This is a genomic window from Petroclostridium xylanilyticum, from assembly GCF_002252565.1.
Lineage (GTDB): Bacteria > Bacillota > Clostridia > SK-Y3 > SK-Y3 > Petroclostridium > Petroclostridium xylanilyticum.
Map to the genome: position 1 here is coordinate 193,754 of NZ_NPML01000002.1, position 13,719 is coordinate 207,472.

The window sequence follows — 13,719 nt, forward strand, 5'->3', positions numbered from 1 at the left end:
ATTGATTCGGGGGTTATTTATGATTATAGAAGGTTTGCATGAAAAAGGAATTTTTACTGAAGATTATCCCTTCAGACTCACAATAAATATTGAAGAAAATTTTGATTACCCTTTTCACTGGCATAACGCTGTTGAACTGGTCTATGTACTTGAAAACGGGTATAAGGTCAATGTAAACAGCGGGGAATACCACCTGAATGAAAAAGATATCCTTATTATTGCAGGTGGTGATATACATGGCTTTTATACACGTAATAACAAGGGAAGAAGGGTTTTTATACAATTTGATATTTCGATGCTGGATGGATTTGGCGATATGAATGCTGTAAAACCTTTCCTGTCCCAGACAAAAAAAATTTCCTTTCAGGATGACAAGCATTTGCACCATGCCCTGGAGGAACAAATTTTGAGAATAATAGCGGAATATGAAAAAAAGGAGTTTGCTTATGCTTTGAATCTGAATGCAAGAATATACGATATTATTGTAATTCTTTCCCGCAACCTTATAAGCAAAATCAGCAGCGGAAATGAAGGAGGTACCGTTAAAAAGGTTTGTGGTCTGGAGAAATTAAGTAAGGCTTTTAAATACATAGAAGAAAACTATCAAAACAATATAACCCTAAAGGATGTTTCAAAGGCAACAGGTTTCAGTGAATATCACTTTTCAAGAATTTTTAAGGAAATAACCGAAAAAAACTTTCACAGTTATCTAACTGAGTTTAGAATTAAAAAAGCAGAAAAGCTGTTAATGAATACTGATACCACGGTTGCTCAGGCTGCTCATGCTACAGGTTTTAACAGCATTGCCACATTTAATAGGACTTTTAAAGAGATAAAGGGGTGTACTCCTACCTTATATAGAAAGATGTGCATATGAAATGTGAACCGGTAAACTTATTAGGTTTAGTATAGATACTTGTATATGATATCCGTTGTTATAATAATAGGGAATGAGTGGTAAAATATATCTGCATGTTAAAAATATACTTTAGATTATATTTTATTCTTAGAAATAAAAAAGGGCCTTCCGGTCACTTTAAGAGAATTGGGTATAACGGATGATAGGCTGGAAGAAATGGCAGCTAAATGTACTCAGTCAGACGCTATCACTGTAGGGAATTTTGTGAAATTAAATAAAAAAGATGTATTTAACATTCTTACACTTGCCCGATAGACTTCTAATAAAGTTATTGGGTAAAGCCGGTTTGAAGGTATACATACTTTATAAGACCAGGATTAGGGTTTAGATTTAAATCCTAATCCTTTTTATTTAATATTGTTTATTCAGTAATTAACGTACCTATAGCTTTAATAAATTGAATTTGCAACGCAATTACAAATTTATTCATTTAATTGCAATTATAATTATACATGTATTTTTTTTAATGATACATTTTATGTTAACATATTTATGATAGTTTTCTATAATTAGCTATATTTATATTAAATTAAACAAAAACATTATAAATATTTATACATGCATAACCGATTTTATGTTAAATATTTATTCAATAACAGTTATAATTAAATGCAGAAAATGAAATATTGGAAGGCGATGCCAACCAAAAATGCAGAATCTTTGAAATAAAAGATTTCCAGGTTCTGCAATTAACTAAAGGGGATTCATTTAAAGAGGTGATATTATTGTGGAACTATTAAATATTAATAGTATTTGTAAATATTTCTCTGGCTTAAAGGCAGTTGATGATGTATCTTTTAACGTAAAAAAGGGCGAAATAGTAAGTATTATAGGTCCAAATGGAGCGGGTAAGACAACCCTATTCAATGTAATATCAGGACATTACACTGCAACTAAAGGTAAAAAAATATTTAACGGTAAGGATATTACAAACTTACCTGCTTATAAGATTGCGGAGGTTGGAATAACGAGGACTTTTCAAAATATTAGACTATTTTCAAATTTAACTGTACTTGAAAATGTTATGATAGGCCTTCATACCAAACTAAAATCAAGCATTATTGATTCTCTGCTCGATTTACCAAAAACAAAGCAAGAAGAAGCCTGGTGTTATGGCAATGCAATGGAACTTCTAAAGCAGGTAAATCTTGAAAATAAATGCATGGAAATTGCTAAAAATTTATCCTATGGTGAGCAGAGGAGACTTGAAATAATAAGGGCGCTGGCATCTAAACCGCAACTGCTTATGCTGGATGAGCCTACGGCGGGAATGACGATGCAAGAGGCAATGGAGTTAGTTAAGTTTATCAATGATTTAAAATACAAGGGAATCACCATATTGTTGATTGAACACAATATGAGGGTTGTTATGGATATATCCGACAGGATTGTAGTTTTAGACCATGGCGTAAAAATAGCAGAAGGTAAGGCCCATGAAATTCAGTCTGATGAAAAAGTAATTGAGGCTTATTTGGGAAGGAGGAGGAAAAGTGCTTAAAGTGGAGGGCCTTACAGTAAAATATGGAAATATCACAGCTGTAAATAATATAAGTTTTGAAGTACCTGATGGCGAGATTATAGCCCTTATAGGCAATAATGGTGCCGGAAAAACAACTACATTAAAGACAATATCTTGCCTTTTGAAACCGGTAAATGGAAAAATACTATTTGATGGTAAGGATATTACAGGTCAGCAACCGCATAGGGTTGCAAAAGAAGGGCTTGTACATATACCGGAAGGAAGGCATGTATTCCCTCAACTTACTGTCAAAGAAAATCTTATCATTAGTTCTTTTTCAAGAATGATGAAGTTTAAAGATTTTAAAAAAGAAATGGAAGAAGTATTAGATTATTTCCCAAAACTAAGAGAACGTCAGAAGCAGTTAGCAGGTACTTTAAGCGGAGGAGAACAGCAAATGCTTGCAATTGCAAGAGGAATCCTTCAAAAGCCGAAACTTTTAACTTTAGATGAGCCATCAATGGGGTTGGCGCCAATAATAGTAGAAGATGTTTTTGAAAGTATTAAAAGAATAAATAAGCAAGGTACAACAATACTTTTAGTTGAACAAAATGCCCAGATGGCATTATCTGTTGCTGACTTCGGTTATGTAATGGAAGTTGGGGAGATTATGCTTAAAGGTCGTGCAGCTTCGCTACTCAATGATCCCAACGTAAAGAAAATATATCTTGGAGAGATAAGCTGATACTTAATTACTTACTAGATATGATTAACAACGGAATAGGATAAGCTGATACTATAGACTTAGATTTTTAAACAGCAACTATTAAAATATATTTAATTTTAAAAGTACAAAGCAGGTGCAGTTTTTGCAACTGTTCAATAATAAAAACAGGAGGGTCATTATGTTAAAGTCAAAGAAATTTATAGTTTTTATCAGTTTTGTTTTAATGGTTAGTTTATTAGGATTAACAGGCTGTTCAAGCCAGGCTAATGCTTCAAAAACGATTAAATTAGCAACAGCAGCTCCTATGACAGGTGATTATGCGCAATATGGAGAGTATAGCAAAGAAGGCCTTGAGATGGCGCTGGAAGAAATCAATAAAAATGGAGGGGTTTTAGGAAAACAGATAGAACTTGTATACGGTGATGACAAAGGAGACCCGAAAGAGGCAGTTAGTGTTGCTCAAAAGTTTGTTAATGATAAAGGTATTGTAGGTGTTTTAGGGCATTTTTTCAGCGGTGCAACATTAGCCGCAGGACCTATATATGAACAAAATGGTGTTCCCACCCTTGCCATTGCTTCAACCAATCCGGATGTGCCCAAAATTGGTGAATATGTATTCAGGATCAATGTTGGCGACAATTACCAGGGTATGCAACTGGCAAAGTGGTTATATGAAAAGAAGGGAATAAAAAGGGTAGCCGTAGTTTATGATAACAATGACTACGGAAAGGGAGTTTCCGATGTTTTTATGAAAACTTTCAAAGAACTGGGCGGTGAGATTGCTACAGTTGAATCTTATATCGGAGGCCAGGAAAAGGACTTTAATGTTATAGTAACTAAAATAAAGGCAAGTAAAGCCGAAGCAATAATGATGGCAAGTTATCCTACAGAAGGTGCCCTTATTGCTCAGCAGGCAAGAAATAACGGTTTGGATATTCCTTTTATCTGCACTGACAGTATATATACAGATGATTTTATTAAATTAGGAGGAAAAGCAGTTGAAGAAGCAATAGTTGTCAGCTACTTCCACCCATCAGATCCAAGGCCTGAGGTACAGGAATTTATAAAAAAATTTAAGGCGAAATACGGAAAAGAACCAAATTCATGGTCACCCTATGCGTATGACGCTATGTATGTTATGGTAGATGCCATAAAAAGGGCAGGCTCAACCGACAAAAAAGCTATACAGAAAGCTTTGGCTGAAACGAAAAACTTCCAATGGATGCCCACTTAGACTTAGTTGAGGATTCTTATGTTCAGGGTAAGTTTTCAGGAAGCAGTGAAATAAGAAGGGCAATAGAAATGGATAGGATATCCGGAAGCAATGTTGTACAGGTTGGGATTAGGGGTTATAACTATGCAGAACATTACCATTTTATCAAAGATAATGACATACTGGTAATAAATCCTGAAGCGTTTTATACTAGAGATGTAAAACAAATTGCAAGGGAAGCATTAGAGAAAGCAAGCAAAGGGACAGACCATATTTATTTAACTGTTGACATTGATGTACTTGATTCAGCATTTGCACCTGGCTCAGGGGCAAATGAACCTGGAGGTATAAATACTTATCAACTCTATGCTTTTATTAAGGAAATAGCGCCGTATGTCGACGTGATTGATATTGTAGAAGTAAATCCTCTTACCGATTATAGGAATATGACTAGTACTGTGGCAGCAAAGCTCATATTCGATTTTATAGCGGCAAACTATTATGCGCTGGAGGATTAATTTAACTGAATGGCTAAGGCCCGGTTATACCGGGGTTTAGCCATTCAGTTATTAATGCATGTTTTGGGAGTTTGTGAAAGGATGAAAGGGATTGACGGGATTAAACAGTACCATAATTTTACCCGGGGCCTGGGAGGTGGGGAGAGGGAGCTCTAAATTTGTGAATGAATACATGGGCAGTTAATCTATAAAGTGTAAATGTTTGATACATATAATTTGTAGATTTTTACATATAATATAGTAAAAAGATTTTTTGAAAACTGAATATTACTATTATAAGATGCAAAGATTGCTCAAGAGAATTAATACTAGACAAACCTTCATTAAGGTGATAAAATTTTATTGTATTCACAATACTCAAGAGAATTAATACCAAAATGAAATTGAATTTTTAATCATGAGCAGGAGGGGCGTTAATGGTACAAGGACCTATGTTATTAATGATATTAATACTAGGAATAGTATTAATTATCCTAATGATTTCTAAGTTCAAAATACACCCGTTTATTTCATTGTTATTAGTAGCTTATGGAATTGCTCTTGCGGCCCGGATGCCTTTAGGGGATATATCAAAGACCGTAGGAGATGGATTTGGTAGTCTGCTGGGTGGTATTGGTATTGTTATCGTCTTAGGGACCATCATTGGAACAATACTGGAGAAATCTGGAGGAGCACTGAAAATGGCTGATGTAGTCATAAGAATTGTTGGCAAGAAACGCCCCACACTTGCTATGGCTATTATCGGTTATATCGTATCCATTCCTGTATTTTGTGATTCTGGATTTGTTATACTCAATTCTTTGAGAAAATCACTTCAAAAACGTACTAAGGCATCATCAATTGCAATGACGGTAGCATTAGCTACGGGTTTATATGCTACACACACTTTAGTGCCTCCTACTCCCGGACCTATAGCTGCTGCGGCTAACTTGGGTATGGAAAAAAATTTATTGTTAATTATTATATTTGGATTAATTATTGCAATTCCGGCAATGCTGGCAGGATACCTCTATGCCCGATGGATCGGAAAACGGCTGGAAACCCCTGAAGATATTGAGGAGTCCATTGAGAGCTACGAAGATTTGCTTAAAAAATATGGCAGGTTGCCTAGTGCGTGGATGTCCTTTGCGCCGATTGTAGTACCTATTTTATTAATGGCACTTGGATCTATTGCAAAATTTCCCGGTGATCCTTTTGGAGCGGGTACTGTCAAGGCAGTGTTGACTTTCCTGGGAACCCCGGTAAATGCACTTTTTATTGGATTTTTCTTTTCACTTTTGTTATTACCGAAGTTAAACGAAGAAACACTTACAGATTGGGTTAGTGAATCCTTAAAATCTGCTGCTATAATTCTTCTGGTTACAGGAGCAGGAGGAGCGCTTGGAGCAGTATTGAAAGCCACTAAGATAGGTGATTACTTGGGACAAAGCTTATCCGGTTGGAATTTAGGTATTTTCCTTCCATTTATCGTTGCCGCTGCATTGAAGACTGCACAGGGTTCTTCCACAGTGGCACTGGTAACTACATCTTCATTATTAGCACCTCTGCTTCCGGCCCTGGGATTTCAAAGTGATATTGCAAGGACGCTTGTTGTAATGGCAGTCGGTGCAGGAGCAATGACGGTTTCCCATGCAAATGACAGTTTCTTCTGGGTAGTATCCCAGTTTGGAAATATGAAAGTTAATGATGCCTATAAGGCACAAACTATAGCAACTCTTATTCAAGGAATTGTAACCATCGCATTTATTGCCGTATTATCCTGGCTACTTATTTAGTATAAGATAAAAAAACAACCTCCATCAAGACATAAAACAGAAAGGGCTATGTTCGCATAGTCCTTTTTATTATAAATAATCTTTATACATAATAAAAAATAAAATATGAGAATTTGGAGTTGATTTGATTATCGGAGGATATTATGAAAGGCTAGAAGAGAATAAGAGATTACGGAATCATTATAGGAGAAATGCGTCCAGGAGGGAAAAATGCTATTACAGATGTTGAAGGGGTTTTTGTAATGTTCCCGCTGTATCTTTTAAAATGCACCCTTTTAGAATAGTTATTTACTGTAAAAATAGTTAGTGCTACAATAAATATAGTAATATGTATGGTGGCGAAGAAAGTTTACAATCTCTTAACCATGGAGCTTTAAAATTTTGAAGTGAACCGGTACAAATGGGTTAATTATATTCAAAAGACCTGGATAATCGCAATATTTATGAAATCACAAAACAGTCTAATTAAAAATATTATATTAGTAAAGAATATTTTATTTTAGATTGGAGGAGATTTTATGTATAGTGCATATTTTCCCGGTCTTGATAGTTATTTGGCATTATTCTATTATTTTGTTATATACTCTTTCCTGGGATGGTGTATGGAAACCATCTATGCAACGTATAAAGAAAAAAGGTTTGCCAACAGGGGTTTTCTTAATGGTCCATTCTGCCCTGTATATGGATTCGGGGCACTGATACTGATTATATTATTAGAACCGATAAGGAATCCCCTTTTACTATTTATTTGTGCAATGGTTTTAACTTCTATTCTGGAATACATAACAGGTTTAATTTTAGAAAAATCTTTTCATAGTACATGGTGGGATTACAGCAGTCAACCTTTTAATATTAAAGGTAGAATATGTTTAAGGTTTTCTATATATTGGGGTGCTGTTTCTGTAATCATATTAAGGGTATTTCATCCTCATATTCAGCGCATCATTATGTTTATACCTGTTAGGTATGGGATCATGGTCTTTTACATTTTATCTTTATATTTCCTGGCGGATTTTATCATAGCTGTAATTTCAGCCATAAATTTGAATTTCAGACTCAGACAACTACACTCGATATCTGTTGAACTCAAAAGTAGGATTGAACATGCAAAGGAACTAACAATAGAAAAAATAGAAGAAGTAGAGGGCAAATTACAGGAGCTTAGGGATAGATATGAATTTTTATTACACAGAAAAGATATAGGGCATTCCAGATTGATAAGGGCTTTTCCTACTCTTAGATCAAAAAAATTTGATAGTATGTTAAAAGAGATAAGGAAGGTCATAAACCATAAAAAGATGTAATATTTAATAAGAATAAGTATTTTAAAATAGGAAAATATATTATTGAATAAAAAAATTGTAGAGGTGATATATATGAGTCTAATTGAATGGAATCCTTTTAGGGATATGGACAATATCAGTAGGGAAATGGCTAACTTTTTTGAGCGTTCACCTTTTAAATTTTTGGGAGGAATGACCTCTCCGAGGGTGGATGTTTACCAGACCGACAATGATGTTGTAGTGAAAGCAGAGATACCGGGAGTAGCTAAAGAGGACATTAATGTCTATATTGATGAAAACTCTATAAGGTTATCCGGTCAAACTAGGAGAAATGATGAGTTTAAAGATGAAAATGTATATAGGGCAGAAAGGTATTATGGAAACTTTTCCAGAACTATTCCCCTGCCTGTTGAGGTAAGATCCGAGCAGGCTAAAGCGGAATATAAGGATGGTATCCTGTCTATTACCATTCCCAAAGTCGAACCTTCCAAGCAGAAGGGTAGAAGAATTGATATACAATAATCTATAAAAATTACATTTAATACGTTGATTAGGGTAAGTAACATCATGTATTTTATATTTTGCCGTCAGCTTATACCGGCGTCCGTGCCGGGATAAGCCTAAAATCACCCTCCGTGGTGATTTTCCGGCTGTAACATTTCATACATGATGTTACTTACCCTTCATAATGTATGTAATTTTATATCAACTATACCATGTAGCACTCCTTCTTCCTGCTAAATCATCCTTTTTAGCGGTTTTGGTTTTACTCTCCACTGTCCACTGTCCACTCTCCACTCTCCACTATTTTCATAATATTGTATCTTATTTTAACTAATTTGCATATATTAAACTATATAAGTATTATATTGAAAGGTGTGAGTTTCTTGATTATTCACGTTGTGAGGTCGGGTGAAAGCGTGTATTCAATTGGACGGTTGTATGGTGTATCACCCTCTAAAATAATTGCAGACAATGAACTTGAAAATCCCGACCGGTTGGTGGTAGGACAGACATTAGTAATAATGGAAGGGACGCGAGCCCATAGAGTTGCTCCCGGTCAATCACTTTATATAATAGCCAGGGACTATGGAGTAAGTGTTGAAGATATACTAGCTGCAAACCCACAAATAACAGATCCTTCACGAATTTTTCCAGGACAGGTGATAGCCATTCCACCAAGAACAAGGAAACTTGGAACGATAGAAGTAAATGGATACGCATTTCCCAACATTGATATGGAAGTTTTGAGAAAAACACTTCTTTACCTTACCTATCTTAGTATATTCAGTTATGAGGTAAGACCCAATGGCAGTTTAAGAACTATTGATGATGTACCTTTGATTCGGGCTGCCAGGGCGGCTGGTGTCGCTCCACTTATGGTAATCACCAATCTGCAGGAAGGCGGAGGATTTAGCAGCGATATAGCCCAGGCTATACTTAGAAATAATCGGGTACAGGAAACTTTAATAAATAACGTAATAGAAACGTTAAGAGCTAAAAATTATTATGGCCTGGATATAGACTTTGAGTATATCTATCCGGCCGACAGGGAGAATTATAATAACTTCCTAAGAAAAGTTGTGAACAGGCTTAAACCTTTAGGTTATACAATTACTACTGCGCTGGCTCCAAAAATTGCTGCCGATCAACCAGGTTTACTTTATGAAGCCCATGATTATCCTGTCCATGGTGCGCTGGCAGATCATGTTATACTCATGACTTACGAATGGGGATATACAGCCGGACCACCGTTGCCAGTAGCACCTCTCAACGAGGTAAGAAGGGTTTTAAATTATGCAGTAACTGCCATACCAAGACAAAAAATCCTTATGGGAATCCCAAACTATGGCTATGACTGGACATTGCCCTATACTCCAGGAACGAGGGCAAGGACATTATCCAACACAGGTGCAGTTGATCAGGCGGCGAGGGTTAGGGCGGCTATACGGTATGATCCTGTATCCCAGGCACCCTTCTATAACTATTATGATGAAAACCGTCGGCAGCACGTAGTATGGTTTGAAGATGCGAGAAGCATAGAAGCAAAACTGAGATTAGTAAATGAATATAATCTTGGAGGTGTAAGCTACTGGACAATAGGCAGATACTTTCCGCAGAACTGGTTGGTATTGCAATCATTATATAATATTAGGAAAGTGCTTTAAAAAGAATAGCGTGTGTCATATAAAGGCCTGTTGATATGGGTCTTTTTTTGTTGAGGAAAATATTTACTACTATCATAGCATAACCGGTAGATTCTTTAAATACTGCCATTGACAAAAAAATGACAAATTTTCAGTTGACAAAATAAAGTTTATATTTTAATATTTATATATACAATTTAATAACATCGGATGAAGATAGCGGGAGAGCGATGGAAACATCCACCGAAGAAGTAAATCTTTCAGGTACCCGAATGGGCAGTGACCGTTATTGGACGAACCTCTGGAGAGACTCTAAATGAGCACCGAAGGAGCATGCTAATTATTTTTTATTGAGTTGTTATGTAAAATAACGAAAAAAATTAATTAGCGAAACTCTCAGGTAAAAGGACAGGGAATTTTTAAAGCTACATTTTGAACCAGAGACCAAATCGTGTGATTTGGCTTTTATTTTGGATAAAAGCTATTCATAACAATGTACTCCAATACGTCTTTTTAACTGGGAGTGTACTTAATAACCATACTAACTAAAAAAGACTGGAGGAACAGTTATGGAACAAATTTTACATGTATTCAAACAAATCGATGACCTTGTATGGGGGCCTCCCCTACTCATTCTACTTATAGGCACAGGCTTTTATCTAACAATAAGACTGGGATGTTTACAAATCTTTAAACTTCCACTGGCAATTAAATATCTGTTTAAAAAGGATGAAGATAATACAGGAGAAGGGGACGTTTCCAGCTTTGCGGCCTTATGTACTGCTTTAGCAGCTACTATTGGAACTGGAAATATTGTAGGAGTTGCAACGGCTATAAAAGCTGGAGGCCCGGGAGCATTATTCTGGATGTGGATGGCGGCATTTTTCGGAATGGCAACAAAATATGCAGAAGGGTTACTGGCCGTAAAATACAGAGTAATCGATAAAAACGGACAAATGTCAGGCGGACCAATGTACTATATCGAAAAGGGGTTAGGCAATAGGTGGCTTGCTAAGACGTTTGCCATATTCGGCATTGCCGTAGCTTTCTTTGGTATCGGTACATTTCCCCAGGTGAATGCAATTGCAGATGCAGTAAAAATTACTTTTAACGTACCTATTATAGTTACTTCATTTATTATTACTGTACTTGTAGCTTTGGTAACGTTAGGCGGTATTAAAAGTATTGCAAAAGTCTCGGAACTTATTGTGCCTTTTATGGCAATGTTTTATATTATAGGTTCCATCATAATTCTTATTTTTAATGTAAAATTGCTGCCGGAGACGATTGCAATGATTATAAAAAGTGCATTTACGCCCACAGCTGCTTTTGGAGGTTTTCTTGGAGCTACAGTTATGAAATCTATTCAAAGTGGAGTAGCAAGAGGAGTATTTTCAAATGAATCCGGCTTAGGTAGTGCACCTATTGCGGCTGCAGCAGCAAAGACAAAATCTTGCGTACGGCAGGGTTTAATTTCAATGACGGGTACATTTTTTGATACCATTGTGATATGTACTATGACCGGACTGGTGTTGGTTTTAACCGGTGCATGGAGTTCCGATACTGCCGGTGCTGCAATGACTAATCTAGCTTTCAGTAGCGGATTGCCAATCCCGGTGATTGGAAAACTCATTGTTAATATCGGATTGATATTTTTTGCTTTCACAACAATTTTGGGATGGAATTATTACGGAGAACGATGTACAGAGTATATTTTTGGAGTTAATGGAATAAAGCCTTATAGATATATTTTTATTATATTAGTAGCTGCAGGAGCATTTCTAAAACTGGATTTAATTTGGGTAATAGCGGATATTGTAAATGGTTTGATGGCCATTCCTAATCTTATTGCTCTTGTTGGTTTGAGCGGGGTAATTATAAGTGAAACCAGAGCTTATTTTCAACAATTAGAAAAGGAAGAATACACTGTTTTAAAAAGTGCCTAAGAGTATTAATACTAATTTATATCAGGTATATTAAAAAGTTAGTTTGCAAAGGCTAGCTTTTTATTTTTTTAGAAATATATTAAATATATAGCCGCAGTTATAAAACAGATAGATTTAGTAAGCGTAAAATGATATAATATGGGTCGACAAAACGTGTATTTTTAGTTAAAGAGGCAAAAATAAAATAAAGCAAAGCAAAAAGAAAAATTTGAATAGCGGAATTATTTCTAAAAAGTTGGTATAAGGAGGAGAAATAAATAAAATGGAAAAGAAAACCATAAAGCAGCTTTATAAAGAAACAAAGTCTGTGCTAAACCAAATGATTCAGATTTCGGGATGGGTAAGAACAATAAGAGCTTCAAAAGCATTTGGTTTTATTGAAATCAATGACGGATCTTTTTTTAATAACCTTCAAGTGGTTTTTGAAGAAGAAAAGTTGTCTAATTTTAAGGAAATATCAAAGCTTAATGTAGGTTCGGCAATTACAATAGAAGGCGAACTGGTAGAAACTCCTGAGGCAAAGCAGCCTTTTGAGTTAAAAGCAAGTAATATAGTAATTGAAGGTACCTCTTTGCCTGAATATCCATTACAAAAGAAGAGACATTCTTTTGAATACTTGAGGACTATAGCCCATTTGAGACCGCGTACCAATACCTTCTCTGCGGTTTTTAGAGTGAGATCTCTGGTTGCATATGCCATTCATAAGTTTTTTCAAGAAAGAGGCTTTGTATACGTCCATACGCCTATCATTACAGGCAGTGATGCTGAAGGCGCCGGTGCAATGTTCAGGGTTACTACGTTGGACTTCAATGCACTGCCAAGAGATGAACATGGAAATATAGATTTTTCGAAAGACTTTTTCGGCAAGGAAACCAATCTAACTGTAAGCGGTCAGTTAGAGGTTGAAACCTATTGTATGGCGTTTAGAAATGTATATACTTTCGGCCCGACCTTCAGAGCTGAAAATTCAAATACTGCAAGACATGCAGCAGAATTCTGGATGATTGAACCGGAAATAGCCTTCGCAGAATTAAAAGACAACATGAAGCTTGCAGAAGAAATGATGAAATATATTATTAGTTATGTTATGGAAAACGCTCCCGAAGAAATGCAGTTTTTCAATAATTTTATAGACAAAACATTATTTGAAAGACTAGATAATGTGGCGAATTCGGAGTTTGGACATATTACATATACGGAAGCAATAGAACTGTTAAAGAAAGCCGGACATAACTTTGAGTATCCTGTAGAGTGGGGCAACGACCTCCAAACGGAACATGAAAGGTACTTAACGGAGCAGATTTTTAAAAAGCCTGTATTTGTAACTGATTATCCAAAGGATATAAAAGCCTTCTATATGCGAATGAATGATGATAACAAAACAGTGGCTGCAATGGATTTACTTGTCCCGGGTGTGGGGGAGATTATAGGAGGGAGCCAGAGAGAGGAAAGATTGGATTATCTTGAAAGAAGGATGGATGAGCTGGGACTTAAAAAGGAAGATTACTGGTGGTATCTCGACTTGAGAAAATACGGCGGGACTAAACATGCAGGGTATGGACTTGGCTTTGAGAGAGCAATCATGTATATAACAGGAATGTCCAACATCAGGGATGTTATATCTTTTCCAAGAACCGTCAAGACAGCAGAATTTTAATGGTGGTAGCATTTTGAATCTAAAGCGTTTTTAGGAAGTCCTTGAAGCCAAGGGCTTCCTTATTTTCATAAAGAG

11 protein-coding genes and 2 riboswitches are annotated in these 13,719 nt (G+C 35.9%); all 11 genes read left to right on the plus strand.

Annotation, left to right across the window (positions count from 1 at the left end):
- The first annotated feature begins 19 nt into the window (after window positions 1–19).
- The 11 genes from CIB29_RS01090 to asnS all read left to right on the plus strand — a co-directional run bounded on the left by CIB29_RS01090 (window position 20) and on the right by asnS (window position 13,644).
- Window positions 20–877 (plus strand): helix-turn-helix domain-containing protein, encoded by an 858-nt coding sequence (locus tag CIB29_RS01090; protein WP_094545918.1) that lies wholly within the window; start codon window positions 20–22, stop codon window positions 875–877.
- Window positions 878–1,646: 769 nt separating this feature from the next.
- Complete coding sequence (locus tag CIB29_RS01095; RefSeq protein ID WP_094545920.1) at window positions 1,647–2,417, plus strand: ABC transporter ATP-binding protein; 771 nt, start codon at window positions 1,647–1,649, stop codon at window positions 2,415–2,417.
- Window positions 2,410–3,123 (plus strand): ABC transporter ATP-binding protein, encoded by a 714-nt coding sequence (locus CIB29_RS01100; protein ID WP_094545922.1) that lies wholly within the window; start codon window positions 2,410–2,412, stop codon window positions 3,121–3,123. The genes CIB29_RS01095 and CIB29_RS01100 overlap by 8 nt, the downstream gene beginning before the upstream one ends.
- Window positions 3,124–3,283: 160 nt before the next feature.
- Complete coding sequence (locus CIB29_RS01105; protein WP_094545924.1) at window positions 3,284–4,339, plus strand: ABC transporter substrate-binding protein; 1,056 nt, start codon at window positions 3,284–3,286, stop codon at window positions 4,337–4,339.
- Window positions 4,324–4,836, plus strand: a complete 513-nt coding sequence (locus CIB29_RS01110) for an arginase family protein (protein ID WP_094545926.1) — start codon at window positions 4,324–4,326, stop codon at window positions 4,834–4,836. Before CIB29_RS01105 ends, CIB29_RS01110 begins: the two co-directional genes overlap by 16 nt.
- Window positions 4,837–5,252: 416 nt before the next feature.
- Window positions 5,253–6,611: a GntP family permease gene (locus CIB29_RS01115; RefSeq protein ID WP_198543691.1), complete on the plus strand. Its 1,359-nt coding sequence runs from the start codon at window positions 5,253–5,255 to the stop codon at window positions 6,609–6,611.
- Window positions 6,612–7,129: 518 nt separating this feature from the next.
- On the plus strand, window positions 7,130–7,915 hold the full coding sequence (locus CIB29_RS01120; RefSeq protein WP_094545928.1) for a putative ABC transporter permease: 786 nt from the start codon (window positions 7,130–7,132) through the stop codon (window positions 7,913–7,915).
- A 72-nt stretch (window positions 7,916–7,987) separates the two neighbouring features.
- Entirely contained in the window at window positions 7,988–8,416 is a 429-nt protein-coding gene (locus tag CIB29_RS01125) for an Hsp20/alpha crystallin family protein (RefSeq protein WP_094545930.1), read from the plus strand.
- A gap of 365 nt (window positions 8,417–8,781) precedes the next feature.
- Window positions 8,782–10,062 carry a glycosyl hydrolase family 18 protein gene (locus CIB29_RS01130; RefSeq protein ID WP_094545932.1) on the plus strand — a complete coding sequence of 427 codons (1,281 nt, stop codon included), beginning with the start codon at window positions 8,782–8,784 and terminating at the stop codon, window positions 10,060–10,062.
- Between the two features lie 189 nt (window positions 10,063–10,251).
- A riboswitch (glycine riboswitch) is annotated at window positions 10,252–10,327 on the plus strand.
- A gap of 5 nt (window positions 10,328–10,332) precedes the next feature.
- Window positions 10,333–10,463, plus strand: a riboswitch (glycine riboswitch).
- 147 nt (window positions 10,464–10,610) lie between these two features.
- Complete coding sequence (locus CIB29_RS01135) at window positions 10,611–11,987, plus strand: alanine/glycine:cation symporter family protein (RefSeq protein WP_094545934.1); 1,377 nt, start codon at window positions 10,611–10,613, stop codon at window positions 11,985–11,987.
- Window positions 11,988–12,249: 262 nt separating this feature from the next.
- A complete protein-coding gene (gene asnS / locus CIB29_RS01140) occupies window positions 12,250–13,644 on the plus strand; it encodes an asparagine--tRNA ligase (RefSeq protein ID WP_094545936.1) in 1,395 nt (464 codons plus the stop codon).
- Window positions 13,645–13,719 lie beyond the last annotated feature (75 nt).